The following is a 25,081-nucleotide window of genomic DNA, read 5'->3' on the forward strand; positions in this document are numbered from 1 at the left end:
CGGAGGAGGTGCCACGACCGGGCCCGGTCACGAGAGGGGTGAGGCTCAGGCCTCGGTGCCCTCGGCGGCCTCGACGACCTCGGTGGCGGCCTCGACCGTCTCGCCGGTCTCGTCCTCGTCGTCCAGGTCGACGACCTCGCCGTTGCCGTCCTTGACCGTGGCGGCCTCGACGACGGCCGCGAGGGCCTTGCCGCGGGCGACCTCGCCGACGAGCATCGGCACCTGGCCACCCTCGACGACGGCCTGGGCGAACTGGTCGGGGCTCATGCCGGAGGACTGGGCACGGCGCATGAGGTGCTCGGTGAGCTCCTCCTGGCCGACCGACAGCTTCTCCTTGTTGACGATCTCGTCCAGGATGAACTGGGTCTTGATGCCCTTCTCGGCCTGCTCCTTGAGCTCGGCGTCGAACTCCTCGGCGGTCTTGCCCTGGATCTCCAGGTACTTCGCGAGGTCCAGGCCCATCTGGCCGAGCTGGTGGTGCTCGAGGTTGTGCTTACGGGTGTTGACCTCGTCCTCGAGCAGCTTCTCCGGCATCGGGACCTCGACCAGCTTGATCAGCTCGTCGAGGACCTTCTCCTGGGCCTGCGTGGCCTGGTCGAACTTCTTCATCCGGGCGAGGCGCTTGGCGCTGTCGGCGCGCAGCTCCTCCAGGGTGTCGAACTCGCTCGCCAGCTGGGCGAAGTCGTCGTCCAGCTCCGGCAGTTCGCGGGCCTTGACGGCGGTGACGTCGACCTTGACCTCGGCCTCCTTGCCCTCGGCGGAACCGCCCTTGAGCTCGGAGGTGAAGGTGGCGGTGCCACCGGCCTCGAGACCGGTCACGGCCTCGTCGATGCCGTCCAGCAGCTGGCCGGAACCGATGGTGTAGTCGATGCCCTTGGCGACGCCGTCCTCCAGCACCTCGCCGTCGACCTTGGCCTCCAGGTCGACGGTGACGATGTCACCCTCGGCGGCGGCGCGCTCGACCGGGGAGGTGGTGGCGAAGCGGTCGCGCAGCTGCTCGACCGACTTCTCGATGTCCTCGTCGGTGACCTCGACGGAGTCGACGGTGACCTCGATGCCCGAGTAGTCCGGGATCTCCAGGACCGGGCGGATGTCGACCTCGGCGGTGAAGGAGAGCAGCTCGCCGTCCTTCAGCTCCTTGATGTCGACCTCGGGCTGGCCCAGCGGGTTGAGGTCGGCCTCGTTGACCGCCTCGGTGTAGAACTTCGGAAGCGCGTCGTTGACGGCCTCCTCCAGCACCGCACCGCGGCCGAACCGCTGGTCGATGACACGGGCGGGGATCTTGCCCTGACGGAAGCCCTTCACCGTGACCTGCTGGTTGATCTTCTTGTACGCCGCGTCGAGGCTGGCCTTGAGCTCCTCGAAGGGCACCTCAACAGTGAGCCGAACCCGAGTCGGGTTCAGGGTCTCCACGGCGCTCTTCACGGTTCGGTCTCCTTGGGGCTGACTTCTGGGATTCTGCTGATGTCCAGCGGAGTCGCGCCCGGTACAGAGACACACGGGCACGCAGCTTGCATAGTAACCGCAAGCAGTACGAGCCCCACAATGTGATCTTGATTGGTCGGGGTGGCCGGATTCGAACCGACGACCTTCCGCTCCCAAAGCGGACGCGCTACCAAGCTGCGCCACACCCCGTCGGTGCGACACGTAGGGTACATGCCCGCAGGGCTTCCGGCTGCCGATTACGGGCCGGTCGGCGAACGGCACCCCGGGGTGTGCGGTGGAGCGCCCGGACCCGCTACGATGCACAACGTGCCGCACGCCCCTCATGGGGATCGCGGTGCGCGCGGGCGTAGCTCAATGGTAGAGCCCCAGTCTTCCAAACTGGCTACGCGGGTTCGATTCCCGTCGCCCGCTCCACGACGCCTCCGGCTCCGGCCGGGGGCGTTTTTCATGCGCCGGGCGGCGGTCAGAACTTGATGTTGTTTATGGTCTGGGCCAGCGAGTCGAGGAATTTCTGGATCGACGGCGCCATGCCCGTGGAGGCCAGGAAGAAGCCGAAGAGGATCGCGATGATCGCCGGCCCGCCCTTGATGTGGCCCTGGCGCATCAGCACCAACAGCACGATCGCCAGAAGCAGTACACCTGACAGCGAAACGGTGGTCATAGCTGATCACGCCCTCGGTCGGAATCACCCGGCCTGCCCGGAAGTCCTACTGCCCGCAGACCCCTCACGACCACCATCGTGCCATCAACTGGCCTGCTGTTGGGGGCTAGTGACATTTCATCGGTGGATCGTCCAGAAAGCTGCATGGAGAGGATATCGGCCGACTTGGCGGATACCGTGCCGGTTCGGGGTGAATAGCTCAATAGATGGAACGGGGTTTTACCGGCCCTGATTACGCCGCTAGGGTGCCTCGGATGTCCCCCGCCGCCACCCCGCCGCCCCCTTCGGCCGCCTCGACCCCGTCGAGCGCCCGGCCGTCCGCCCCGGCGGCGCCCGCCCCGGCGCAGCGCGATCCCTTCTTCGACAACGCGAAGTACCTGGCGATCGTCCTGGTCGCCCTGGGCCACGCGTGGGAACCGCTGACGCACGGCGGGCGCGCCGCGATGGCGCTGTACCTGACCGTCTACGCCTTCCACATGCCGGCGTTCATCCTCATTTCCGGCTATTTCTCGCGGGGCTTCGACATGAGCCCCGCCAAGGTCAAGCGGCTGATCACGGGGGTCGCCGTGCCGTATGTGATCTTCCAGGTCGCGTACATCTACTTCCAGCACTGGGCGGACAAGGGCACTCCGCCGGATCCGCTGTCGCTGCTGAACCCCTGGTACCTCAACTGGTTCCTGGCCGCGCTGTTCATCTGGCGGCTGACCACGCCGATCTGGAAGCTGATCCGCCGGCCTGTCCCCGTCTCGTTCGCGATCGCGATCATGGCCGCGCTGACACCGGGCATCGGGGTCGACTTCGATCTTCAGCGGGTGCTGCAGCTGCTGCCGTTCTTCGTGATCGGGCTGCACATGAAGGCCGAGCACTTCCATCTGGTGCGGCGGCGCTGGGTGCGGATCGCGGCCGTGCCGGTGTTCGCGGGAGCGATCGCCTTCGCGTACTGGGCGGCACCGCGGATGAACAGCTCGTGGTTCTACCACAACGCCGCCGTCCAGGACCTGCACGCGCCGCTGTGGTCCGCGCCGGTGATGACGCTGGCGATGTTCGGCTGCGCGGCGGTGCTGACCGCGTGCTTCTTCGCCTGGGTGCCGCGCCGCACGGTGTGGTTCACGACGCTGGGCGCGGGGACGCTGTACGGCTATCTGCTGCACGGCTTCCTGATCAAGCTGTCCCGCTGGCAGGAGTGGTACGACGCCTACGCCTGGATCCGCCGGCCGGTCGGCGAGGTCGTGGTGACCCTGATCGCGATCGCGGTGATGACGGCGCTGTGCAGCACGCCCGTGCGGCGGGTGTTCCGCTTCGCGATGGAGCCGAAGATGGAGTGGGCCTTCCGCAAGCAGGCTTGAGTCAGCCGGCGGGCGCGTCCAGGCCGAGAAGGGCGCGCATCCGCGCGTACTTCAGCCGGAGCCGTTCGCGGGTGGCCGGGTCGAGCGCCACGGCCCGCCGGGGGTCGGAGTTGTGGGCGAGGTCCGCCTCCTTGACCAGCAGCGCGCCCGGGGTGGCCAGGATGCGGGCGGCGTACGCCTCCGGTGCCTCGCCCGCCCGCTTGGTGACCGCCAGCACGATGTCCTTGGTCCGCTGCGGCAGGTCGGCCCGCGCCAGCCACTCCTCGGTGACGGCACCGTCCTCGACGGCGTCGTGCAGCCACGCGGCGGCGATCTGTTCATCGCCGCCGCCTCTTTTGCGTACGCCTTCGGCCACGGCGGCCAGGTGCTCCGCGTAGGGGCGGCCTGCCTTGTCCTTCTGCGCGGCGTGCGCTTGCCTTGCGAAGGCTTCTACGGCGTCCAGGGGCATGGGTGGCATGTCGTCTCCGTGAGCGTTGTCCGGGTGCAGGTGCGCCGTCCTCCGGCTGCGGGTCGGTGGGGGCTGATCGCGCAGTTCCCCGCGCCCCCATCAGGTGCGGCAGATCAAGAGCAGCGCTCGGTCGTCGTTGACGTCCTTCGCCACCGCTTCGATCAAGTGCCAGGCCGCGCCCTGGAAGCCGGCGGAGACGTAGCGGTCCGCTTCGCCCGTGAGGCGGTCCATGCCCTCGGTCAGGTCCCGGTCGGACGTCTCGACCAGGCCGTCGGTGAAGAGCATCAGGACGTCCCCCTGGGACAGCTTCCCCTTTATCGGGTTGAACTGGGCTCCGTCGTAGACCCCGAGGAGCGGTCCTTCGGCGGCCTTCTCCTCCCAGCGGCCGGTGCCCGCGCTGAGCTGGAGGCCCGGCAGGTGACCCGCGGAGAACATCTCGTAGTCCCCGCTGTCCAGGTCCAGGACGAGGTGGACGGAGGTCGCGAAGCCCTCGTCCCAGTCCTGGCGGAGCAGATAGCCGTTGGCGGCGGGCAGGAAGGCGTGCGGCGGCAGCGAGCCGAGCAGCCCGCCGAAGGCACCGGACAGCAGGAGGGCGCGCGAGGCGGCGTCCATGCCCTTGCCGGAGACGTCGGTCAGCACGATCTCCAGGGTGCGGCCGCCATTGGTGCGGGCCGCGACCACGAAGTCGCCGGAGAAGGACTGCCCGCCGGCGGGGCGCAGGGCCATCTCCCGGTGCCAGCCGCGTGGCAGTTTGGGGAGCTTGCTCTGGACGCGGATGCGTTCGCGCAGGTCGAAGAGCATGGTGCCGCCGCGCCGCCAGGGCACGCCGACCCGGCTGCGGAACTGCGCGATGAGCAGCCCGAGGAAGCCCACCGCGGCGACGACGAGGATCGTGCCGGGGGTGACCCGGCCGTCGCCGTGCACGGCCCGGTCCAGGGCGTAGGACTCCACGATGAGCGCGACGGCGGACGCCGCGTAGAGGGCCAGCAGGCTGGCGGGGCGCAGCAGGAGGCCGCCCGCCACGATGGGCAGGACGAGCGCGGAGGGCGCGCACCACTCGGGCAGCGCGATGGTGCCGACCGCGAGCGCGGGGACGGTGAGCAGCAGGGCCGCCAGCGCGATCCAGTCGGAGCCGTCGCCGCGGAAGTAGTCGACCCCGGCTTTGCGCATGCTCGTGCGGGCCCGGTGCAGTGCTTTGCGCATCCGGGCCGTCGGGGTCTCCGCACCGCCAGTCATTGCATCGTGACCTTATCCACCCATTCGGCGGTGCGTCGACTCACGCCGCGCCGACGCGGCCGACCGCGGCGGACCTGCGAAGAGCTGGGAGAAGCCGTGGGACGCACCGTGTCGCACGGATGGGCACCATATGCGAAATTCGTTCGCCCGCGCGGGAATCCGCTGCTACTCATGGGCTCATGACGACAGAGTTGCGTGTGCTGCGCCCGGCGGAGTGGGACCAGTGGTACGGGTCGCTGGAGTTGGCGTTCGGCGGCATGCCCGAGCCCGCCGAGGAGCTCGCGCTGTGGCGGGAGCTGACCCTGTTCGACCGGTGGCTGGGCACCTGGGACGGGGATGAAGTCGTGGGCACGACGGGGGCGTTCGACTTCCGGATCGCCGTGCCGGGCGGTGCCCTGGTCCCGGCGGCCGGGGTGACGATGGTGGGCGTGCGGCCGACGCACCGGCGGCGCGGGGTGCTGCGGAGCATGATGCGGCGCCAGTTGGACGACGTCCGGGCCTGGGGCGAGCCGCTCGCCGCGCTGACGGCGTCGGAGCCGGACATCTACGGGCGGTTCGGCTACGGCCCGGCGACGCACCAGGTGCGGGCCCACATCGACACGGACCGGGTGCGGCTTTCCATGCCGGACGGCGCGGACGGCGTGCGGCTCCGCTTGTCGAAGCCCGAGGAGGCGCGCGACGCTTGCGAGGCGGTGTACGCGCGCCGGGTGACCGCCCGGCCCGCGATGCTGGAGCGCCGGCCCGGCTGGGAGGCGCTGCCGTTGCTGGACGCACCGAGCCGCCGCGGTGACGCTTCGCCGCTGCAGTGCGTGCTGGCCGAGGCGGACGGCCGGACCGTGGGCTACGCCCGCTATTCCGTCCGGCCCCGGCCGGACGACGCGCCGTACGGCACGGTGCTGCTGCGCGATGTGGAGGCGCTGACCCCCGCCGCGTACGCCGCGCTGTGGCGCTTCCTGTTCGACCTGGACCTGACCAACGAGATCGTGGCCCGCAACCGGCCGTCCGACGACCCGCTGTGGCAGCTGGTCGACGACGTCCGGCGCTGCCGGCTCGCGTCGGAGGACTCGCTGCACCTGCGGCTGGTCGAGGTGGGGGCGGCGCTGGCGGCCCGTACGTACCAGGCGCCGGTGGACGTGGTGTTCGAGGTCGAGGACGCCTTCTGCCCCTGGAACGCGGGGCGCTGGCGGCTGACCGGTGACACCAAGGGCGCGTCCTGCGAGCGCACGGAGGACCCGGCCGATCTGGCCCTGTCCGTACGGGAGCTGGGCTCGGCGTATCTCGGCGGGGTGTCCCTGATCTCGCTGGCCGGTGCGGGGCGGGTGCGGGAGCTGCGGGAGGGGGCCCTGCACGAGGCGTCGGTGGCGTTCGGCAGCCCGGTGGCCCCGTGGCTGCCGCACGGTTTCTGACGGTGCGGCAGCTTTAGGGTGGTGTGCCGTCAGCGCTGCTGGCAGGCGGGGCACCAGAAGAGGTTGCGGGCGGCGAGATCGGCGGTGCGGATCTCGCCGCCGCAGATGTGGCAGGACTGCCGGGCCCGGCGGTAGACGTACACCTCGCCGCCGTGGTCGTCCACGCGCGGCGGGCGGCCCATGGCCTCGGGTGTGTGCTCGGGGCGCACGGTGTCGATCCTGTTGTTGCGCACGCCCTCACGCATCAGATCGACCAGATCCGACCAGATCGCGTCCCATTCCGGGCGGGTGAGATCGCGGCCGAGGCGGTAAGGGTCGATTCCGTGCCGGAAGAGGACCTCGGCGCGGTAGACGTTGCCGACGCCCGCGATGACCTTCTGGTCCATGAGCAGGGCGGCGACCGTCGTACGGCTGCGGCTGACGCGGGCCCAGGCGGCCTCGCCGTCGTCCTGTGCGCGCAGCGGGTCGGGGCCGAGCCGGTCGTGTATCGCCTGCTTCTCCCCCTCGGTGACGAGGGCGCAGGTGGTGGGGCCGCGCAGGTCGGCGTACGCGGTGGCGGTCGCGAGCCGCAGCCGCACGGTGTCGGTGGGCGGGGGGACGGGGGCGTCGCCGAAGGTGTACTTGCCGAAGAGGCCGAGGTGGATGTGGATCCATGAGTCGGCGTCGCCGAAGCCGAGGAAGAGGTGTTTGCCGTGGGCTTCGGCGGTGGTGAGGGGGGTGCCGTCGAGGAGGGCGGCGCTGTCTGCGAATTTGCCTTGCGGGCTGGTGACACGGAGGGGGTGCCCCTCGAAAAGGTCACGGTGGTCCGCGGCGAGGCGGTGGATGGTGTGCCCTTCGGGCAAGGCATTTCTCCTGCGGAGTGCGGGTTGCTGGTTGGGCGCGGCTTTTGTTCCCCAGCCCCGCCCCTTCCCGAAACCGGGGGAAACCCCCGGACCCCCGAAGCGGCTGCGCCGCTTGTCCTCAAACGCCGGACGGGCTGAAATCAGCCCGTCCGGCGTTCGGTCAGCCCTGCTGCGGGTGGTGGGCCGGGATTTCGGGGAGTTCGCCGGTCTGCTCGTAGTGGGTGAGCATCTCGATGCGGCGGGTGTGGCGCTCCTCACCCGAGTACGGCGTGGCCAGGAAGATCTCGACGAACTTCGTCGCCTCTTCCTGGGTGTGCATCCGCCCGCCGACGCTGATCACGTTGGCGTTGTTGTGCTCACGCCCGAGGGCGGCCGTCTGCTCGCTCCAGGCGAGGGCGGCCCGTACGCCCTTGACCTTGTTCGCGGCGATCTGCTCGCCGTTGCCGGAGCCGCCGATCACGATGCCGAGGCTGTCGGGGTCGGCCGCGGTCCGCTCCGCGGCGCGGAGGCAGAACGGCGGGTAGTCGTCCTGGGCGTCATAGATGTGCGGGCCGCAGTCGACGGGGTCATGGCCATGGGCCGTGAGCCACTCGACGAGGTGGTTCTTGAGTTCGTAGCCGGCATGGTCGGAGCCGAGATACACGCGCATGCGACCGAGTGTGGCACGAGTGGCGACCGAGCTCCGCCTCAGGGCTCGCCGCGCGCTCCCTCGATCACAACGATACGGATTCGACTCTTCCCGATCACACCTTCGAAAAGTTCTAATGCGGGAACTCGTAACCCGAGAACCTTAAGGAACGTACTCATGGCCACATCGCCGACTCCGACAAAGGCGTCGCACACCGGCGCCCCCGGGCAGGCCGACGCGTCGGCCCAGGACGGCCTGAAGGCCGGACTCAAGAACCGTCACCTGTCCATGATCGCCATCGGCGGTGTGATCGGTGCCGGTCTCTTCGTCGGCTCCTCCTCCGGCATCGCCGCGGCCGGCCCCGGCATCCTCATCTCCTACGCGCTCGTCGGCGCGATGGTCGTCTTCGTGATGCGGATGCTCGGTGAGATGGCCGCCGCCAATCCGACCTCCGGCTCCTTCTCCGCCTACGCGGACCGGGCGCTGGGGCGCTGGGCGGGCTTCTCCATCGGCTGGCTGTACTGGTTCTTCTGGGTCGTGGTGCTCGCGGTCGAGGCGACCGCCGGTGCCAAGATCCTGGAGGGCTGGATCCCGGCCGTGCCGCAGTGGGCCTGGGCGCTGATCGTCATGGTGCTGCTGACCGTGACCAACCTGGGGTCGGTCAGCTCGTACGGCGAGTTCGAGTTCTGGTTCGCCGGGATCAAGGTCGTCGCGATCGGCGCGTTCGTGGTCATCGGCCTGCTGGCCGTGTTCGGCGTGCTGCCGGGCGCGCACAGCGACACCGCGGGGATATCGAACCTCACCTCGCACGGAGGATTCCTGCCGAACGGCCCGGGGGCGATCCTCACCGGTGTCCTGATGGTCGTCTTCTCCTTCATGGGCAGTGAGATCGTCACCCTCGCCGCCGGTGAGTCCGAGGACCCGCGGCGCGCGGTCACCAAGGCCACCAACAGCGTGATCTGGCGCATCGGCGTCTTCTACCTGGGTTCGATCTTCGTGGTCGTCTCCCTGCTGCCGTGGAACTCCAAGGAGATCGCCGACAAGGGCAGCTACGTCGCGGCCCTCGACTCCATCGGCATCCCGCACGCCGGCCAGATCATGAACGTGATCGTCCTGACCGCCGTGCTCTCCTGCCTCAACTCCGGCCTCTACACGGCCTCCCGCATGGCCTTCTCGCTGGGTCAGCGCGGCGACGCCCCGCGGGCCTTCTCCCGGGTCAGCAAGAACGGTGTGCCGCGGATCGCGATCCTGGGTTCGGTCGTCTTCGGCTTCGTGTCGGTCGTCTTCAACTACGTGTGGCCCGACACCGTCTTCAAGTTCCTGCTGAACTCCTCGGGCGCCATCGCCCTCTTCGTCTGGCTGGTCATCTGTGTCACCCAGCTGAAGATGCGCGGCATCATCCTGCGCGAGATGCCGGAGAAGCTCGTGGTGCGGATGTGGCTCTTCCCGTATCTGACCTGGGCCACGATCGGCATGATCACCTTCGTGCTCGGCTACATGCTTTATGACGGTGGCGACAACCGTGAGCAGGTGCTGCTCTCGACGCTGCTCGGCGTGATCGTCGTGGGCGTCGGGATTGTCCTGGACCGGCGCCGCCGGGCGGTGAAGGCCGCCGCCGGGCAGTAACCGCAGAGGGACGCGTACGCGTACGGGCCGGGCCCGCACCCTGACTGGATCAGGGGTGCGGGCCCGGCCCGTACGCGTTGCCCGCGGGGGACTCAGCCGCGCCGGCCCAGCAGCTTCCACGCCGCCGGGAGCGCGCCCATCGCGAGGGCAGCCTTGAGCGCGTCGCCGATCAGGAACGGGGTCAGGCCCGCGGCGACGGCGTCGGTCAGGGAGAGGTGGGCGTACAGCGCGAGGTAGGGGACGCCCACCGCGTAGATGATCGCGGAGCCCAGTGCCATGGTGCCCGCGGTGCGCAGCGCGGAGCGGTCGGCGCCCCGGCGGGCGAGGGCGCCCGCGACGGTGGCGGCGAGCATCATGCCGAGGACGTAGCCGAAGGAGGCGAAGCCCGCGCCGGACCGGGCCTCGGCGAACCACGGCACGCCCGCCATGCCGACCAGGGCGTAGAGCGCGAGGGAGAGGAAGCCGCGCCGGGCGCCGAGCGCGGTGCCGACGAGGAGGACGGCGAAGGTCTGGCCGGTGACGGGGACGGGCGAGCCCGGGACCGGGACGGCTATCTGGGCGGCGACGCCGGTGAGCGCCGCGCCGCCGAGGATCAGGGCGGCGTCGCGGACGCGGGAGCGGCCCGCCGTGGACAGGGCGGGGAAGAGCGCGTCGGCGAGGACCGTACCGGTCCGGGTTACTGGGGCAGCGGTGGCCATCGGTACTCCGCGTCATCAAAGAAGGTCGGGGACACCGTGACGTTAATCGAGGGGCCCGGCGCGGGCACCGGGCGACCGTGACAAGGCGGTCCGCCCGGCTTTGGAGACTTCCGAGCGGTTCCGCCGCCGGTCGGCGCTGATAAGGGCGCGCCCTTCCCACTCCGTTCCCGGGTCATGCGTGATGCTCGTCACGACGGGCCGGCCAAGCTTGGCGTCGGCCGCCCGCTCGGGAGAGTGTGGAGTACCTTCGCAGCCTTTTTGCGCCCATCGCACCGATCCGAGAGTACGAGCGCCATGTCTGACGCACCGCCTGCCGCCGAACCGCTGAGCGGCGAGAAGGAACCCCTGTCGGCGGGGCTCAAGCAGCGCCATCTGACGATGCTGGGCCTGGGCGGGGTGATCGGGGCCGGGCTGTTCGTCGGCTCCGGCGGCGGTATCGCCGTCGCGGGTCCGGGGATCATCGTGTCGTATCTGATCGCGGGCGCGCTGGCGATGCTGGTGATGCGGATGCTCGGCGAGATGTCGTCGGCGATGCCCGCCTCGGGCGCCTTCTCCGTGCACGCGGAGCGTGCGCTGGGCCGCTGGGCCGGGTTCACGGTCGGCTGGCTCTACTGGTTCCTGCTGGTGGTCGTGCTCGCCGTGGAGGCGACGGGTGCCGCGCAGATCGCCAACGGCTGGCTGCCGTCGGTGCCGCAGTGGGCCTGGGTGCTGCTCTTCATGGTGGTCTTCACGACCGCCAACCTCTCCGCGGTGAAGAACTTCGGCGAGTTCGAGTTCTGGTTCGCGACGCTGAAGGTCGGCGCGATCGTCCTCTTCCTCGGGCTGGGTCTGCTGGCCATCTTCGGCGTGCTGCCGGACACGGACGCGGTGGGGATGGGCAACCTCACCGGCAAGGGCGGCTTCCTGCCCAACGGCTGGAGCGGTGTGATCTCCGGCGTCCTCGCCGTCGTCTTCGCCTTCGGCGGCCTGGAGGTCGTCACCATCGCCGCCGCCGAGTCCGACGACCCGGCGCGCGCGGTGGGCCGTGCGGTGCGCAGCGCGGTGTGGCGGATCCTCTTCTTCTACGTGGGCTCGATGCTCGTCATCGTCACCCTGCTGCCGTGGTCGTCGATCGTGCCGGGCAAGAGCCCGTACGTGGCGGTCCTGGACCATATCGGGGTGCCGGGGGCCGGTCAGATCATGAACATCGTGGTCTTCGTGGCGCTGCTGTCCGCGCTGAACGCGAACCTCTACGGGTCCTCCCGGATGGTCTTCTCGCTGGCCGAGCGGGGCGAGGCGCCGCGCTCGCTGCTGAAGGTGTCCGGCGGCGGGGTGCCGCGCCGGGCCGTGCTCGCCTCGGTCGCCTTCGGATTCGCCTCGGTGATATTGAATCTGGAGTGGCCCGATTCGATCTTCCGTTATCTGCTGAACGCGGTCGGTGCCGTACTCCTCTTCGTCTGGGGTCTGATCGCCGCGTCCCAGCTGCGGCTTCGGCGGCGCATCGAGCGCGAGATGCCGGAGAAGCTCGTGCTGCGGATGTGGGCATTCCCCTATCTCACGTGGGTGGCGCTCGCGGGGATGGGCGCCGTGCTGGTCCTGATGCTCACCGACGACGGCGCGCGGCCCCAGCTGCTGTGGTCGGGGGCGGCGACGGCGGCGGTGCTCGTGGTCGCGGGGCTGCGCGAACTCCGCTTGCGGCGCCGCTGAGTTCCGGCCGCGATACGCGGGCCCGATTCCCCTTTACCGGAGCCTTTTCTTCCGCTCCAGCCGCAATATGAGTTGCTCCTGGAGATATGCGTCATGCACAGTCAGTGACGTTGCCGTCTAGATATCGGACAGCAATGTCACAACTGTTGTCCTGAGCGAACATGACCTCCACACTGAGGCAACTTTTCCGCTCTCACCCCACGGGAATCACACGATCATGACTCGGACACCTGCGACCTCCTCCGCGCCATCGCGCGGCGAGGCCACCGATCAGGCGCCGGGCGGCACGGATCTGTCGCACGGCCTCAAGCAGCGCCATCTGTCGATGATCGCCCTCGGCGGTGTGATCGGCGCCGGTCTCTTCGTCGGCTCGGGCGCGGGCATCGCCGCGGCCGGTCCCGCCATCGTGCTCGCCTATGCGGTGTCCGGGCTGCTGGTGATGCTCGTGATGCGGATGCTGGGCGAGATGTCGGCGGCCAACCCCGCCTCGGGCACCTTCTCCGTGCACGCCGAACGCGCGATAGGCCCCTGGGCGGGCTTCACCGTCGGGTGGATGTTCTGGGTGGAGCTGTGCGTGGGCATCGCCGTGGAGGCGATCGGCGCGGCGGCCATCATGGTCTCGTGGTTCCCCTCGACGTCCTCCTGGATGTGGGTCCTGCTCTTCATGGCGGTCTTCTGCGGGGCCAACCTCGCGGCCGTCGGCAATTTCGGCGAGTTCGAATTCTGGTTCGCCACCCTGAAGGTCGCCGCGATCGGCGTCTTCCTGGTGCTGGGCGTCCTGGCGATCCTGGGGCTGCTGCCGGGCACCGACGCCCCGGGCGCCGACAACCTCACCGGCCACGGCGGCTTCGTCCCCAACGGCGCCAACGGTCTGGTCGCCGGCCTGCTGGCCTCGGTCTTCGCCTACGGCGGCCTGGAGACGGTGACGATCGCGGCGGCGGAGTCCGAGCAGCCGGTCAAGGGCGTCGCCAAGGCCGTGCGGACGGCGATGTGGCGAATAGCCCTGTTCTACGTCGGCTCGATGCTCGTCGTCGTCACGGTGATCCCGTGGACCAACAAGTCGATCACCGAGAACGGCCCCTACGTCGCGGTGCTGAAGTACCTCGACATCCCGGCCGCCGGGCAGATCATGAACGTCATCGTCCTGATCGCCCTGCTCTCCGCGATGAACGCCAACATCTACGGCGCCTCCCGCATGTCGTACTCCCTCGTCCAGCGCGGCGAGGGCCCCCGCTTCCTCGCCAAGGTCTACGGCGGCGTGCCGCGGCTGACGGTGCTGGCCTCCTCCGCCTTCGGCTTCTGCGCGGTGCTGTTCAGCTACTGGTGGCCGACGACGGTCTTCAAGTGGCTGCTGTACATGACGGGCGCGGCGATCCTGGTGGTGTGGGCCTTCATCGCCGTCACCCAGCTGCTGATGCGGCGCCGGCTGGAGCGGGAGTCGCCGGAGAAGCTGGTCGTCCGGATGTGGCTCTTCCCCGCCCTCACCTGGGTGGCGCTGGCCGGGATCCTCGGGGTGCTGGCGCTGATGCTGCGCGAGTCGGACACCCGGGTGCAGCTGTACTCCACGGCCGGGCTCACGGCCGCGCTCGCGATCGCCGGGTACGCGCGCCAGCGGTTCCGGGCGGCGGCCGCCCGGAGCTGACGCACCGACACCAGCGCACCGCACGAGGCGGGGTAGGTCCTGATCTTCAGGACCTACCCCGCCTCCGTCTTTGGACCGAAGCCCACCCCCGGAACCGCAATTCACAATCACTTGCTGGTAGCGTCTACCTGCAAGTTAATTGCAATAAGCAGTCGGAGGGCTCGGCATGGCCATCTACACACTTCCTGAACTTCCTTACGATTACGCGGCACTCCAGCCGGTCATCGACGCGAAAATCATCGAGCTGCACCACGACAAGCACCACGCCGCGTACGTCAAGGGCGCGAACGACACGCTGGAGCAGCTCGCCGAGGCCCGCGACAAGGACCAGTGGGGCGCGATCAACGGCCTGGAGAAGAACCTGGCCTTCCACCTTTCCGGTCACATCCTGCACAGCATCTACTGGCAGAACATGACCGGCGACGGCGGCGGCGAGCCCCTCGAGGCGGACGGCGTGGGCGAGCTGGCGGACGCCATCGCCGAGTCGTTCGGCTCCTTCGCGAAGTTCAAGGCGCAGCTCACCAAGGCGTCGGCCACCACCCAGGGCTCCGGCTGGGGCGTCCTCGCCTACGAGCAGGTCAGCGGCCGCCTCATCGTCGAGCAGGTCTACGACCACCAGGGCAACGTCGGCCAGGGCTCGGTCCCGATCCTGGTCTTCGACGCCTGGGAGCACGCGTTCTACCTTCAGTACAAGAACCAGAAGGTGGACTTCATCGAGGCCATGTGGCAGGTCGTCAACTGGCAGGACGTCGCGGCGCGCTACGCCGCGGCGAAGGAGCGCGGCAACACGCTGCTGCTCGTGCCGTAACCCCTGCGTCCTGCTCGTGATCGTCTTCTCACACTTCACGCAGCAGGCGAGGCCCCCACGTGAGTGGTTCACGTGGGGGCCTTTACCTTTCCGGGTGCGGGTTTGCCGCCGCCTGCGGCGGGAGCGCCCTGCGGGCGCGTCCTCAAACGCCGGACGGGCTGGAAATTGCGCACCCCAACCCCTGGGCTCACACGTGGCCGAATGCCTCGCCCGTCACCGTGAACTCCCGTGCCAGGCCCGCCTCGTGGAGACGCCCACCGCCGCCCCACACCTTGCACACCGCGAACCGGTAGTCCGTGACCACCACCCCGTCGGGAGACACCCGCACCGTCCCCGTCAGCCGGTAGTCGACCGCGCGCAGCGCGAGCCACCAGTCCGTGCCGCCCCGCCGGGCGAGTGTCACCGCCCGCCAGCCGCTGTCCGCCGGATAGGCGGACGGCGTGCGGGGCCCCTCGCGCCACCGCGCGACCGCTTCCGCGCGCCAGCGGCCGAGCTGTTCCTCGGCGGCGGACCGTACCCCCGGAAGGGCGAGCAGCAGCGCGGCGTCCACCCGGTAGGGCGCGCCGGTGCCGCGCAGATAGTGCCGCAGGGTGGCGGCCGTCTGCCGCAGGCCGAGCGCCGCCCAAAGCGGCGGCAGGGCGCGGCAGACGGCCCGCATCACCAGGTCGTACGGGCGGACGGGCCGCTCCGCGAAGCGGGCGTTGCCGCCCGGCGGCTCCGTGTCCGCCCGGCCGCCCGTGCGGCCGAGCGGGCGGGAGAGGTCCGTCTTGCCCATACCGGGACATTAAGGGACCTCATCGGGAGCCGCCCGTCGAACGTCACCCTCAGTCGAAGATCGGACCCTGCGTCCGCGTGCGCTTGATCTCGTAGAAGCCCGGCGTCGAGGCGACCAGCAGCGTGCCGTCCCACAGGCGGGCCGCCGCCTCGCCCTTGGGGGCGGGGGTGACGACCGGGCCGAAGAACGCGACCTGCTCGCCGTCCGCGCCGGGTACCGCGATGACCGGGGTGCCGACGTCCTGGCCGACCTTGTCGATGCCCTCCTGGTGCGAGGCGCGCAGCTCCTCGTCGAACGCGTCGGTGTAACCCGCGTCCGCCAGCTCCACCGGAAGACCGGCCTCCACCAGCGCGGCCTCGATCGTCGCGCGGTCGCGCGGCAGGCCCTGGACGTGGAAGCGGGTGCCGAGCGCGGTGTAGAGCGCGCCGAGGACCTCCGGGCCGTGCTTCTTCGCGGCCGCGATGCACACGCGCACCGAGACCCAGGCGCTGCCGCCGGGGAGCAGCGCCTCGCGGTACTCCCCGGGGATCTCATCCAGTTTGTTCTCGTTGAGAACGGCCAGGCTCATGACGTGCCAGCGAACCTCCACGGGCCGTACCTTCTCGACCTCCAGCATCCAGCGCGAGGTCATCCAGGCCCACGGGCACTGCGGGTCGAACCAGAAGTCTGCGACGGTCTTCTCGGAAGCGGTCACGCGAATCTCCTCATGAGAGCTCATCTGAGCTGGTCAGTAGCAGCTTCAACAACATGCCCCATGCCATGATTCCTGAGTTGTCCGAGTACCGAGACGAAGCCGAGGGAGCCACCTGTGCCCGGTGAGAATCTGACCCGTGAGGAGGCCCGCGACCGGGCCCGGCTGCTGGCGGTGGACGCCTATGACGTGGCGCTCGACCTGCGGTCCGCGGTGGGCGCGGCCCCGGAGAACCGTACGTTCCGTTCGGTGACCACGATCCGCTTCCGCTGCTCCGAGCCGGGGGCCGACAGCTTCGCCGACCTCGTGGCGCCTTCGGTCGCCTCCGTGACCCTCAACGGCGAGAAGCTCGACCCCGCGGCGGTCTTCGACGGCACGCGGATCGCGCTGCCCTCGCTCGCCGCCGAGAACGTCCTGGTCGTGGACGCCCGGTGTGCGTACAGCCGGACCGGTGAGGGCCTGCACCGCTTCGTCGACCCGGAGGACGGCGAGGTCTATCTCTACACGCAGTACGAGCCCGCCGACGCCCGCCGGGTCTTCGCCAATTTCGAGCAGCCCGACCTGAAGGCGCCCTTCACCTTCTCGGTGACCGCGCCGGCCGGCTGGACCGTCCTCGGCAACGGCGAGGCAGCCGGTGAGCCCGAGCCCGTCGGGTCCGACGCCGCCACCTGGCACTTCGTGCCGACGCGGCCCATCTCGACGTACATCACGGCCGTGGTCGCCGGCCCGTACCACGTGGTCCGCGACCACTACAGCCGCACGTTCGAGGACGGCACGGTCCTGGAGATCCCGCTGGGCGCGCTCTGCCGCAAGGGCCTCGCGCGGTACTTCGACGCCGACGAGATCTTCACTGTCACCAAGCAGGGCCTGGACTTCTTCCACGACCACTTCGACTACCCGTATCCCTTCGGGAAGTACGACCAGGCGTTCGTGCCCGAGTACAACATCGGCGCGATGGAGAACCCGGGGTGCGTGACCTTCCGGGAGGAGTTCGTCTTCCGCGGCAAGGTGACCCGGTCGTCGTACGAGCGGCGGGCCAACGTCATCCTGCACGAGATGGCGCACATGTGGTTCGGCGACCTGGTGACCATGGAGTGGTGGGACGACCTGTGGCTCAAGGAGTCGTTCGCCGACTTCATGGGCTCGTTCTCGCAGGTCGAGGCCACGCGCTACGACAACGCCTGGATCACCTTCGCCAACCAGCGCAAGTCCTGGGCCTACCGCGCCGACCAGCTGCCCTCCACCCACCCGGTCACGGCCGACATCCGTGACCTGGAGGACGCCAAGCTGAACTTCGACGGCATCACCTACTCCAAGGGCGCCTCGGTGCTCAAGCAGCTCGTCGCCTATGTGGGCCGGGACGCCTTCTTCGAGGGCGCACGCCGCTACTTCAAGCGCCACGCCTACGGCAACACGCGCCTCGCGGACCTGCTGTCCGTGCTGGAGGAGACCTCGGGCCGTGACATGGCCGGCTGGTCGCGCTCCTGGCTCCAGACGGCGGGCGTCAACTCCCTGACGCCGATGGTCACCTGTGACGCCGCCGACCGGATCACGGAACTCGCGGTCCTCCAGGAGGCTCCCGAGTCGCACCCCACGCTCCGCCCGCACCGGGTGGCCGTGGGCCTCTACCGGCGGCGGGAGGACGACGGCACGCTCGTGCGGTACGCGCGCGCCGAGGTGGACGTCTCCGGACCCCGTACGGTCGTGACCGAGCTCGCCGGGGCCGAGCGGCCGGAGCTCGTGCTGGTCAACGACGAGGACCTCACCTTCTGCAAGATCCGCTTCGACGAGGTCTCGCTGGCCACCCTCCGCAGGCACCTGGGCGAGCTCACCGACCCCCTCGCCCGCGCCCTGTGCTGGTCCGCGCTGTGGAACCTCACACGCGACGGGCTGATGCCCGCCCGCGACTTCGTCGCGCTCGTCGAGCGCTTCGCCGGGGCCGAGACCGAGATCGGCGTGCTCCAGATGGTGCAGAGCTGGGCGCAGTCCGCCCTGGTGCACTACGCCGCCCCCGACTGGCGCGCCCAGGGCGGCCGGGCGCTGGCCGGGAGCGCGCTGCGCGAGCTGCGGCTCGCCGAGCCCGGCAGCGGCCACCAGCTGGCGTGGGCGTCGTTCTTCGCCCAGCTCGCCACCGCGGAGTCCGATCTCCAGCTGCTGCGCGAACTGCTGGACGGGGCCGGGAAGATCGACGGCCTCGAGGTCGATCAGGAGCTGCGCTGGGCGTTCCTGGCCACGCTCACCGCGCAGGGCGCGGCCGACGAGTCCGCCCTCACGGCCGAGCTGGCCCGGGACAACACCGCCTCCGGCAAGCGGCACCAGGTGCGCTGCCTGGCGGCCCGGCCGTCCGCCGAGGTCAAGGCGGAGGCGTGGGCGGCCGTCGTGGAGTCCGACACCCTCTCGAACGCGCTCGCCGAGGCGACCATCGCGGGCTGGAACCAGCCGTCGCAGCGTCCGCTGCTGGCCCCTTACGCGGCGCGGTACTTCGCTTCCGTCGAGCGGGTCTGGCAGGAGCGGTCGATCGAGATCGGCATGGCCGTCGTCCGCGGCCTCTTCCCCCTGCTCCAGGGGGACCGTCGGACGCTGGACCTGACGGACGAGTGGCTTTCGGCCCACGAGGACGCGGCTCCGGCGCTGCGCCGCCTGGTGGTCGAGGCCCGTGACGACCTCGCGCGTGCGCTGCGCGCGCAGGCATGCGATTCGGCTACTGCCGGGGCCGCCTGACCACTGCCGCCCGGTGGGAGGACACCCGCTCCGCGGGTGTCCTCAATCGCCGGACGGGCTGGGTTTCGCGGACCGTAGCCAGCGAACTCAGCCCGTCCGGCGTTTGAGGACCGGGGTCCGGGGCGGAGCCCCGGTTTCGGGGAGGGGCGGGGTTGGGGAGAATCTCCCCCTCGGTCATCGAACGCCCGTACTTTAGGACAGAGTTGTCCGGATTTGCCTACGGGCCTGTAACACCGGGTTAGAGCGGCCGCGAACAGCGGCACTGGCTAGACATGAATCACGGAACCCCACTCTCGCCCCGCCCGCTGCACCACCTCTCGGACGTCCGCCACCGCGTCATGACATCGCGTCAGCTCCGCGACCACGGCATGCCGGGCGCCGTCGTGACCGAGCGCTGCCGCCCCGGCGGCCCCTGGCAGCAGCTGCTCCCCGGCGTGTTCCTGCTCCGCACCGGGCCCGCCACCAGCGAGGAGCGGCTGCACGCCGCGCTGTTGTACACCGTGCCGCGCGCCCAGGGCCTGCCCTCGCAGCCCGGTCCGGGCACGGCGACCGCCGCCGCCCGGCAGGCCGCGGCGGGCCCGTACGGCGACGCGATGATCACCGGGCTGGCGGCGCTCGCCCTGCACCGCTTCACGTCCGTCCCCCCGCTGCTCTCCCTGGACCGGATCGACGTGCTCGTGCCGCGCACCCGGCGGCTGCGGACGACCGGGTTCGTCCGGCTCGTACGGGCGCACGCGCTGCCGCACCCGAAGACGGTGACGGGCATCCCGGTCGCACCCGTGGCGCGCGCGGTGGCCGACGCCGTCGCCGAGCTCACCGACGCGTCCGCCGTGCGCAGGGTGCTGACGGAGGCCGTGCGCGGCGGGCACTGCGAAGCGCAGGCCGTCGTACGGGAGTTGACGCGCGCCCGGCTGCTGGGGCGGCCCCATGTGGTGGACGCCGTGGACACCCTGCTCGCCGAGAGCCGGGCCGTCGCGGAGGGCCGGCTGTACGACCTGGTGCGCGAGCACGGGCTGCCCGTACCGCTGTGGAACGTGGACCTCCGGCTGCCCGGGGGCCCGTGCCTCGGGCGGGTGGACGCGTTCTGGCCCGAGCACAGCGTCGCGCTGGAGATCGACTCGCGGACGCCGCGCCAGGACGACGAGGCACTGTGGTCGGAGCAGTACCGCAAGCGCGAGCACCTGGAGCGGCTCGGCATCACGGTGGTGCACCTGACGCCGAAGAAGCTGCGGGACGCGCCCGACCAGCAGGCCGCGGTGGTCCGTACCGCCGTGATGGCGTCGGCCGACCGCGACCCCGCCGCGTATCTCGTCGTCCTGCCCCACTGAACCGGCGTGGGGACCGGGGGCTCAGCGCCTGGGGAGCAGCAGCTCGGTGTTGCGGTCGTCGGCCGCGCCGCCGAGGGAGGTGTCCGCGCCGGGGGCGTTGAAGGCCAGCTCGCGGTAGAGGGAGGCGAGGCCGGTCTGGGAGAGGTCGCCGAAGTCGGTGCGGTAGGGGGCGGCGGATTCGATGAGCGTGGTGAAGAGGGACATCGTGCCGTCGTGGTTGTCCGTGACCTCGATGATCCGCGCCAGCTGGGGGTAGTCGACGTGGGAGGCGGTGGCGATCTCCCAGAAGGTGCCGCGCGGCCGGATGCGGTTGCGGTGGCTGTGCCCGTTGATCCACGCCAGGACGTTGTTGTGGCTCTGGAGGAGGCGGATCAGCTCGTTGCCGTCGTGCCGGTCGTCGTCGGGGCGGCCGGGGTCGGGAGTGAGGTTGTCCATGCTCCAGCTGGGGTGGTGGCTGAAGACGAGGGCGTATTTGTCGCGGTAGTTCCGCAAGGTCCGGTCCAGCCAGAGGAGTTGGTCCGTTCCGATGGAACCCTGGTAGTGGCCGCCGGGGTCGGTCGAGTCGAGGCTGATGCCGACGACGCTGTCGGAGACCTTGAAGGAGTAGTAGAGCCTGCCGGAGTCGAGGTTGTCGCGGGAGTAGCCGTGGCCCACGGGTCCGTGGCCGGTGTATTTCCGGTCGAGGTGGGCGGCGACGTACTGCTGCGGGGTGAGCGGGACGCGGCGCGGGTCGGGGGTGACGGTGCGCATCTCCTTCTTGTGGACGCGCAGCAGCTCACGGATGCGCTCCCCCTTGGGGTCGGCGCCCTTGGACTCGCCGTCCATGAGCCACTTCGCGTCCGCGGCGGAGATGATCTGGAGCTTCTTGTTGCCGACGGCGGCGTCCTGGATGAAGGTGCCCGCGGCGGGGTAGCAGCCGCCGGACAGCAGGTCGTGGTTGCCGAAGGTGGAGTACCACGGGATGTTCAGGCCGGGGCTGTTGACGCTGCGGGTGGCGGCGGAGAGGTACCCGTCGATGCGGGGGTAGCCGAGCTGCTTGTCCTGGTCGCGCAGGGCGCTCTCGGGGTGCCAGAAGAGCTTGAGTCCGCTGTTCTGCACGCCCTCGTAGTGGCGCGGGTCGCCGGTGTTGGGGTTCATCCGGCCGCCGCTGAGGGCGGTCAGGAACCACTCGACCTCGATCTTCGCGTTCTCGTCGCCGTTGTCGCCGGTGGTGATGACGAAGCCGAAGGGGGTGCCGGTGGCCGGGCCGCGGCGGATCTTGTTGACGCGCTCGATGAGGGAGACCACCCCGGGCAGGGTGAGCGCCTCGTGCGGGCGCCAGGCCCCGGGTTCCCCGGCGCGGAAGAACTCGTAGCGCAACGGGTGCTGGACGTCCGTGAGGTGGAGGTCGGTGAACTGGACGAAGGAGGCCAGCGTGGAGCGCCGGTCCTCCCGGCCGTTCTTCCCGGCGATGATGTCCGGGCGCACGACGCGGGGCCAGCCGGGGCCGTCGCCGAGCCGCCGGTAGCCGCCGCTGCCGCGGGGTGCCGCGACGGAGACGAGGGTGGTGCCCGCGCCCGTGGGGGCGCCCGCGGCGGCGGCCGCCGCCTGCTTGGCCGAGGCCGCCGCGGACTCGTTGGGGCCGGTGGCTGCCGCGCTGCCGTCCGATCCCAGGGCCATGCCGAAGCCGGTGGCGGTGGTCACGGCACCGGCCGCGGCGAGGAACGTACGGCGGTCGAGGCCGGCGGCTGCTGGTCCGTCAGATCTGCGGTACATATGCGGTCTCCCCGAGTGCGAACGCGAATGCTGGGCTTGACGGCGGGTCCTGCTGGCGGGTCGGTGCGGTCCTGGTTCCTGTCACTGAGGATCGTTGGCAGTGGGGGTGGCGTGGGCGTGAACACGACCGCAACGGCCGCCGCCGATCACCTCACATCGATCTTGGCGATTGCGAATCGACATACACCACTCGTCCCCTGGCGAGCTGACGCTCACTCAGCGTTCACCCGCGTGGGGAGCGCCCGGCCGGTATTGGGACCAAAGCTGTAGTCCGTTTGCGCTACAGCTCCTGAGCTGCGAGAACGCCCCTGACCGCTTCACGGCCTTCGGCATGCTTCCTCCCGTGTGGCGAATGGCGGGTTTACGCCACTCTTACTTTCCCTCACTGACAACTCTCCCCAAACCCCCGTCACTTCCATAAAAGTGATCGGTCATCCGGCTCCGATTTCCGGACGCCCCCTGTACAGCCCGCTCCTGCCGTCAACCCAGCTAGGGATGTTCATGACCCCCGCAGACCGGACCGCGCCCCTCGGCGGCGCGAGACACACGCCGTACGCCCTGACCCGAATAGCCACCGCGGCCGCCCTGGTGGCCGCGCTCACCGCGGCGGGCGCCGCCCCCGCGCTCGCCTCGGACCCCTCCCCCGCGCAGGGCCCCAACTCGGGCCCCGCCAAGCTCGGTTCGCACAACGCGGCCCTGCTCGCCGACGCCAAGGCCGACGGCGACAAGACCGTCACGATGATGATCGCCACCGCCCCGGGACAGACCGCGCAGGTCGCCGGGAAGCTCGACGCCATCCAGGGCGCCTCGGTCGGGCAGACCTACGACAAGCTCGGCTACGTCCGGGCCACCGTGCCGACCCCGAAGGCCGACGCCGCGATCGCCGAGGCGCAGAAGCTGGGCTCGGTGCACGGCATCGACCTCAAGCAGGAGATCAAGCTTCCCGACCCCTCGCCGAAGGCGGACTCCGTCCAGGGCGCCAAGGGGCGGAAGGCGGGCTCCTACCCGGGCCCCTCCAAGGACACCCCGGCGAAGAACCCCTACCAGCCGGCCTTCGAGACCGGCGCCGTCGGCTTCGTCGAGGACCACCCCAAGGCGGACGGCCGCGGCGTGACCATCGGCATCCTCGACTCGGGCATCGACCTCGGCCACCCCGCGCTCCAGAAGACCACCACCGGTGAACGCAAGATCGTCGACTGGGTCACGGCCACCGACCCGCTGACCGACAAGGACGACACCTGGCTGCCGATGACGTCCGACGTCACCGGCCCCAGCTTCTCCTTCGGCGGCCGAACGTACACCGCGCCGGGCAACGGCTCGTACGAGGTCGCCCTCTTCCGCGAGAGCGCCACCGTCGGCGGCGACATGAACGGCGACCTCAACCGGGACGGCGACACCACCGACTCCTGGGCGGTGCTGTACGACAAGGCCAAGGGCACCGTCCGCGTCGACGTCAACGACAACGGCGACTTCTCCGACGACGAGGAGATGAAGCCGTACAAGGACGGCTTCCAGGTCGGCTACTTCGGCAAGGACGACCCGGCCACCCCGGTCTCCGAGCGCATCCCCTTCGTCGTGCAGGTCCGCAAGGACGTGCCGATGGACCCCAAGGGCGGCGACTGGATCGGCAAGAAGGCCGACTTCGTCAACATCGGCGTCATCGAGTCCGAGCACGGCACGCACGTCGCGGGCATCACCGCGGCCAACGGGCTGTTCGGCGGGAAGATGAACGGCGCGGCGCCCGGCGCCAAGCTCGTCTCCTCGCGCGCCTGCACCTGGAGCGGCGGCTGCACCAATGTGGCGCTCACCGAGGGCATGATCGACCTCGTCGTCAACCGCGGCGTCGACATCGTCAACATGTCGATAGGCGGCCTCCCCGCCCTCAACGACGGCAACAACGCCCGCGCCGAGCTCTACACCCGCCTCATCGACACCTACGGCGTGCAGCTGGTGATCTCCGCGGGCAACAGCGGACCCGGCGCCAACACCATCGGCGACCCCGGTCTGGCCGACAAGGTCATCAGCGTCGGCGCGGCCGTGTCGAAGGAGACCTGGGCCGCGAACTACGGCTCCGAGGTCACCACCAAGTACGCGATGATGCCGTTCTCCTCCCGCGGCCCGCGCGAGGACGGCGGCTTCACCCCCACGATCACCGCGCCCGGCGCGTCGATCAACACCACGCCCACCTGGGAGCCCGGCGCCCCCGTCAAGGAGGCCGGCTACGACCTCCCGCCCGGCTACGGCATGCTCCAGGGCACCTCGATGGCCTCCCCGCAGGCCGCCGGCGCCTCCGCGCTGCTGATCTCGGCCGCCAAGCAGAAGCGGATGCCGCTCTCCCCCGCCGACCTGCGGACCGCGCTGACCAGCACCGCCAAGCAGATCAAGGGCGTGCAGGCGTACGAGCAGGGCTCGGGTCTGATCAGCATCGAGGACGCCTGGGACGCCCTGCGCGACCACGCGACGGCGCACACCTACACCGTCAAGGCGCCCGTCTCCACCGCGCTGTCCGACAGGCTGAAGACGCCCGGCTTCGGCACGGGGATCTACGACCGCGAGAGCGGCCTCAAGCCGGGCGAGACCCGGACGTACGACGTGACCGTCACCCGTACCTCGGGCCCCGACAAGGCCCTGTGGCACGAGCTGAAGTGGCGCAACAACGACGGCACCTTCAAGCTCGCCGGGGACGACGAGGTCAAGCTGCCGCTGAACAAGCCGGTGACCGTCAAGGTCAAGGCCAGGGCGAAGGCCGCCGGGCTGCACAGCGCGATCCTCACCGTGGACGACGACCGCACCGAGGGCATCGACCAGCAGATCATGACGACGGTGATCGCCGCCGAGCCGCTGACCGCCGCGCAGCCGCTGAAGAAGTCCGGCAAGGCGGTGCGCAACGCCACCACCTCGTACTTCCTGACCGTGCCGAAGGGCGCCAAGTCCCTCGACGTGGCCCTCGGTGACCTCGCGGCGGGCAGCCAGACCCGCTTCATCGCGATCAACCCCTACGGCGTACCGGTCGACCCGACCTCCACGGTCAACTGCTACCCGAACTACCCGAACCCGGCGAACACCTGCCGCCCCGACGCCCGCAGCTACAAGAACCCGATCCCGGGCGTGTGGGAGATCGAGGTGGAGTCCCGCCGGACGTCACCGCTGCTCGACAATCCGTACGGCCTGACCGTCACCGCGAACTAGATCATGTGCTCGAACGCCGGGCCCGCTGGAAATCGGCCGGTCCGGCGTTCGCGCGGCAGGATCCGGGGCGTCCTTACCCCGGACAACGGATTGGACTTTTGGGGCACCCGGCACCGCATGATGGAGCCGTACATACAGGCGTACAGGAG

Annotated in this window: 18 protein-coding genes, 2 tRNA genes and 1 pseudogene; 10 read left to right on the plus strand and 11 right to left on the minus strand. The window is 70.2% G+C overall.

Annotated elements, in window-relative coordinates; all coding sequences use genetic code 11:
- Positions 1–45: 45 nt before the first annotated feature.
- Positions 46–1,425 (minus strand): trigger factor, encoded by a 1,380-nt coding sequence (tig, locus tag ABD269_RS00715; RefSeq protein ID WP_162890229.1) that lies wholly within the window; start codon positions 1,423–1,425, stop codon positions 46–48.
- Positions 1,426–1,558: 133 nt separating this feature from the next.
- A tRNA-Pro gene (locus ABD269_RS00720) sits at positions 1,559–1,635 on the minus strand.
- A gap of 151 nt (positions 1,636–1,786) precedes the next feature.
- Here ABD269_RS00720 and ABD269_RS00725 point away from each other — a divergent pair.
- Positions 1,787–1,860 (plus strand) — tRNA-Gly (locus ABD269_RS00725).
- 49 nt (positions 1,861–1,909) lie between these two features.
- Here the strand turns inward: ABD269_RS00725 and ABD269_RS00730 are convergent.
- Positions 1,910–2,107, minus strand: a complete 198-nt coding sequence (locus ABD269_RS00730) for a hypothetical protein (RefSeq protein ID WP_116211813.1) — start codon at positions 2,105–2,107, stop codon at positions 1,910–1,912.
- A 254-nt stretch (positions 2,108–2,361) separates the two neighbouring features.
- On the opposite strand from ABD269_RS00730, the gene ABD269_RS00735 reads away from it, so the two are divergent.
- Positions 2,362–3,453, plus strand: coding sequence for an acyltransferase family protein (locus ABD269_RS00735; RefSeq protein ID WP_344114965.1), 1,092 nt, complete (start codon positions 2,362–2,364; stop codon positions 3,451–3,453).
- A 1-nt stretch (position 3,454) separates the two neighbouring features.
- Here the strand turns inward: ABD269_RS00735 and ABD269_RS00740 are convergent, their stop codons facing one another.
- Both ABD269_RS00740 and ABD269_RS00745 read right to left on the minus strand, forming a co-directional pair.
- On the minus strand, positions 3,455–3,901 hold the full coding sequence (locus ABD269_RS00740; RefSeq protein ID WP_344115400.1) for an HD domain-containing protein: 447 nt from the start codon (positions 3,899–3,901) through the stop codon (positions 3,455–3,457).
- A gap of 99 nt (positions 3,902–4,000) precedes the next feature.
- Positions 4,001–5,137, minus strand: coding sequence for a PP2C family protein-serine/threonine phosphatase (locus tag ABD269_RS00745; RefSeq protein WP_344114967.1), 1,137 nt, complete (start codon positions 5,135–5,137; stop codon positions 4,001–4,003).
- 179 nt (positions 5,138–5,316) lie between these two features.
- On the opposite strand from ABD269_RS00745, the gene ABD269_RS00750 reads away from it, so the two are divergent.
- Complete coding sequence (locus ABD269_RS00750; RefSeq protein ID WP_344114969.1) at positions 5,317–6,543, plus strand: GNAT family N-acetyltransferase; 1,227 nt, start codon at positions 5,317–5,319, stop codon at positions 6,541–6,543.
- Positions 6,544–6,572: 29 nt separating this feature from the next.
- On the opposite strand, the gene ABD269_RS00755 is transcribed toward ABD269_RS00750, so the two are convergent.
- Complete coding sequence (locus ABD269_RS00755; protein ID WP_344114971.1) at positions 6,573–7,385, minus strand: Fpg/Nei family DNA glycosylase; 813 nt, start codon at positions 7,383–7,385, stop codon at positions 6,573–6,575.
- 160 nt (positions 7,386–7,545) lie between these two features.
- A complete protein-coding gene (locus tag ABD269_RS00760; protein WP_301887386.1) occupies positions 7,546–8,034 on the minus strand; it encodes a ribose-5-phosphate isomerase in 489 nt (162 codons plus the stop codon).
- Positions 8,035–8,190: 156 nt separating this feature from the next.
- Here ABD269_RS00760 and ABD269_RS00765 point away from each other — a divergent pair, with 156 nt between their 5' ends.
- Entirely contained in the window at positions 8,191–9,639 is a 1,449-nt protein-coding gene (locus ABD269_RS00765; protein WP_344114973.1) for an amino acid permease, read from the plus strand.
- A gap of 92 nt (positions 9,640–9,731) precedes the next feature.
- Here the strand turns inward: ABD269_RS00765 and ABD269_RS00770 are convergent, their stop codons facing one another.
- Positions 9,732–10,337 carry a biotin transporter BioY gene (locus ABD269_RS00770; RefSeq protein ID WP_116211821.1) on the minus strand — a complete coding sequence of 202 codons (606 nt, stop codon included), beginning with the start codon at positions 10,335–10,337 and terminating at the stop codon, positions 9,732–9,734.
- 294 nt (positions 10,338–10,631) lie between these two features.
- Here ABD269_RS00770 and ABD269_RS00775 point away from each other — a divergent pair, with 294 nt between their 5' ends.
- From ABD269_RS00775 to ABD269_RS00785, 3 genes are all read left to right on the plus strand, one after another.
- A complete protein-coding gene (locus ABD269_RS00775) occupies positions 10,632–12,023 on the plus strand; it encodes an amino acid permease (protein ID WP_301887384.1) in 1,392 nt (463 codons plus the stop codon).
- Positions 12,024–12,240: 217 nt separating this feature from the next.
- A complete protein-coding gene (locus ABD269_RS00780; protein ID WP_301887383.1) occupies positions 12,241–13,665 on the plus strand; it encodes an amino acid permease in 1,425 nt (474 codons plus the stop codon).
- Between the two features lie 166 nt (positions 13,666–13,831).
- A complete protein-coding gene (locus tag ABD269_RS00785; RefSeq protein WP_344114978.1) occupies positions 13,832–14,473 on the plus strand; it encodes a superoxide dismutase in 642 nt (213 codons plus the stop codon).
- 187 nt (positions 14,474–14,660) lie between these two features.
- Here ABD269_RS00785 and ABD269_RS00790 read toward each other — a convergent pair whose 3' ends face one another.
- Positions 14,661–15,248 carry a hypothetical protein gene (locus ABD269_RS00790; protein ID WP_344114980.1) on the minus strand — a complete coding sequence of 196 codons (588 nt, stop codon included), beginning with the start codon at positions 15,246–15,248 and terminating at the stop codon, positions 14,661–14,663.
- Positions 15,249–15,297: 49 nt separating this feature from the next.
- A complete protein-coding gene (locus tag ABD269_RS00795) occupies positions 15,298–15,942 on the minus strand; it encodes a mycothiol-dependent nitroreductase Rv2466c family protein (RefSeq protein WP_425572799.1) in 645 nt (214 codons plus the stop codon).
- Positions 15,943–16,056: 114 nt separating this feature from the next.
- On the opposite strand from ABD269_RS00795, the gene pepN reads away from it, so the two are divergent.
- Both pepN and ABD269_RS00805 read left to right on the plus strand, forming a co-directional pair.
- Entirely contained in the window at positions 16,057–18,660 is a 2,604-nt protein-coding gene (gene pepN, locus ABD269_RS00800; RefSeq protein ID WP_344114984.1) for an aminopeptidase N, read from the plus strand.
- 272 nt (positions 18,661–18,932) lie between these two features.
- A complete protein-coding gene (locus ABD269_RS00805; RefSeq protein ID WP_344114986.1) occupies positions 18,933–19,988 on the plus strand; it encodes a hypothetical protein in 1,056 nt (351 codons plus the stop codon).
- Positions 19,989–20,009: 21 nt separating this feature from the next.
- On the opposite strand, the gene ABD269_RS00810 is transcribed toward ABD269_RS00805, so the two are convergent.
- The gene (locus tag ABD269_RS00810) at positions 20,010–21,743 is read right to left on the minus strand and encodes a TIGR03767 family metallophosphoesterase (protein ID WP_344114988.1); all 1,734 of its coding nucleotides are present in this window, start codon (positions 21,741–21,743) and stop codon (positions 20,010–20,012) included.
- Positions 21,744–22,244: 501 nt separating this feature from the next.
- Here ABD269_RS00810 and ABD269_RS00815 point away from each other — a divergent pair.
- Positions 22,245–24,920 (plus strand): annotated as a pseudogene (locus tag ABD269_RS00815) (S8 family serine peptidase); the annotation flags it as partial.
- Between the last annotated feature and the right edge of the window lie 161 nt (positions 24,921–25,081).

The organism is Streptomyces blastmyceticus (genome assembly GCF_039521185.1).
Taxonomy (GTDB): Bacteria; Actinomycetota; Actinomycetes; order Streptomycetales; family Streptomycetaceae; genus Streptomyces; species Streptomyces blastmyceticus.

Excerpts from the sequence above, each read along its gene's own strand:
- ABD269_RS00730 (WP_116211813.1), bottom strand. The coding sequence starts at position 2,107 with ATGACCACCGTTTCGCTGTCAGGTGTACTGCTTCTGGCGATCGTGCTG.
- ABD269_RS00765 (WP_344114973.1), top strand. The coding sequence starts at position 8,191 with ATGGCCACATCGCCGACTCCGACAAAGGCGTCGCACACCGGCGCCCCC.
- ABD269_RS00770 (WP_116211821.1), bottom strand. The coding sequence starts at position 10,337 with ATGGCCACCGCTGCCCCAGTAACCCGGACCGGTACGGTCCTCGCCGAC.
- ABD269_RS00785 (WP_344114978.1), top strand. The coding sequence starts at position 13,832 with ATGGCCATCTACACACTTCCTGAACTTCCTTACGATTACGCGGCACTC.
- ABD269_RS00750 (WP_344114969.1), top strand. The coding sequence starts at position 5,317 with ATGACGACAGAGTTGCGTGTGCTGCGCCCGGCGGAGTGGGACCAGTGG.
- ABD269_RS00790 (WP_344114980.1), bottom strand. The coding sequence starts at position 15,248 with ATGGGCAAGACGGACCTCTCCCGCCCGCTCGGCCGCACGGGCGGCCGG.
- ABD269_RS00775 (WP_301887384.1), top strand. The coding sequence starts at position 10,632 with ATGTCTGACGCACCGCCTGCCGCCGAACCGCTGAGCGGCGAGAAGGAA.
- ABD269_RS00735 (WP_344114965.1), top strand. The coding sequence starts at position 2,362 with ATGTCCCCCGCCGCCACCCCGCCGCCCCCTTCGGCCGCCTCGACCCCG.
- ABD269_RS00810 (WP_344114988.1), bottom strand. The coding sequence starts at position 21,743 with ATGTACCGCAGATCTGACGGACCAGCAGCCGCCGGCCTCGACCGCCGT.
- ABD269_RS00745 (WP_344114967.1), bottom strand. The coding sequence starts at position 5,137 with ATGACTGGCGGTGCGGAGACCCCGACGGCCCGGATGCGCAAAGCACTG.
- ABD269_RS00760 (WP_301887386.1), bottom strand. The coding sequence starts at position 8,034 with ATGCGCGTGTATCTCGGCTCCGACCATGCCGGCTACGAACTCAAGAAC.
- ABD269_RS00780 (WP_301887383.1), top strand. The coding sequence starts at position 12,241 with ATGACTCGGACACCTGCGACCTCCTCCGCGCCATCGCGCGGCGAGGCC.
- ABD269_RS00740 (WP_344115400.1), bottom strand. The coding sequence starts at position 3,901 with ATGCCCCTGGACGCCGTAGAAGCCTTCGCAAGGCAAGCGCACGCCGCG.
- ABD269_RS00805 (WP_344114986.1), top strand. The coding sequence starts at position 18,933 with ATGAATCACGGAACCCCACTCTCGCCCCGCCCGCTGCACCACCTCTCG.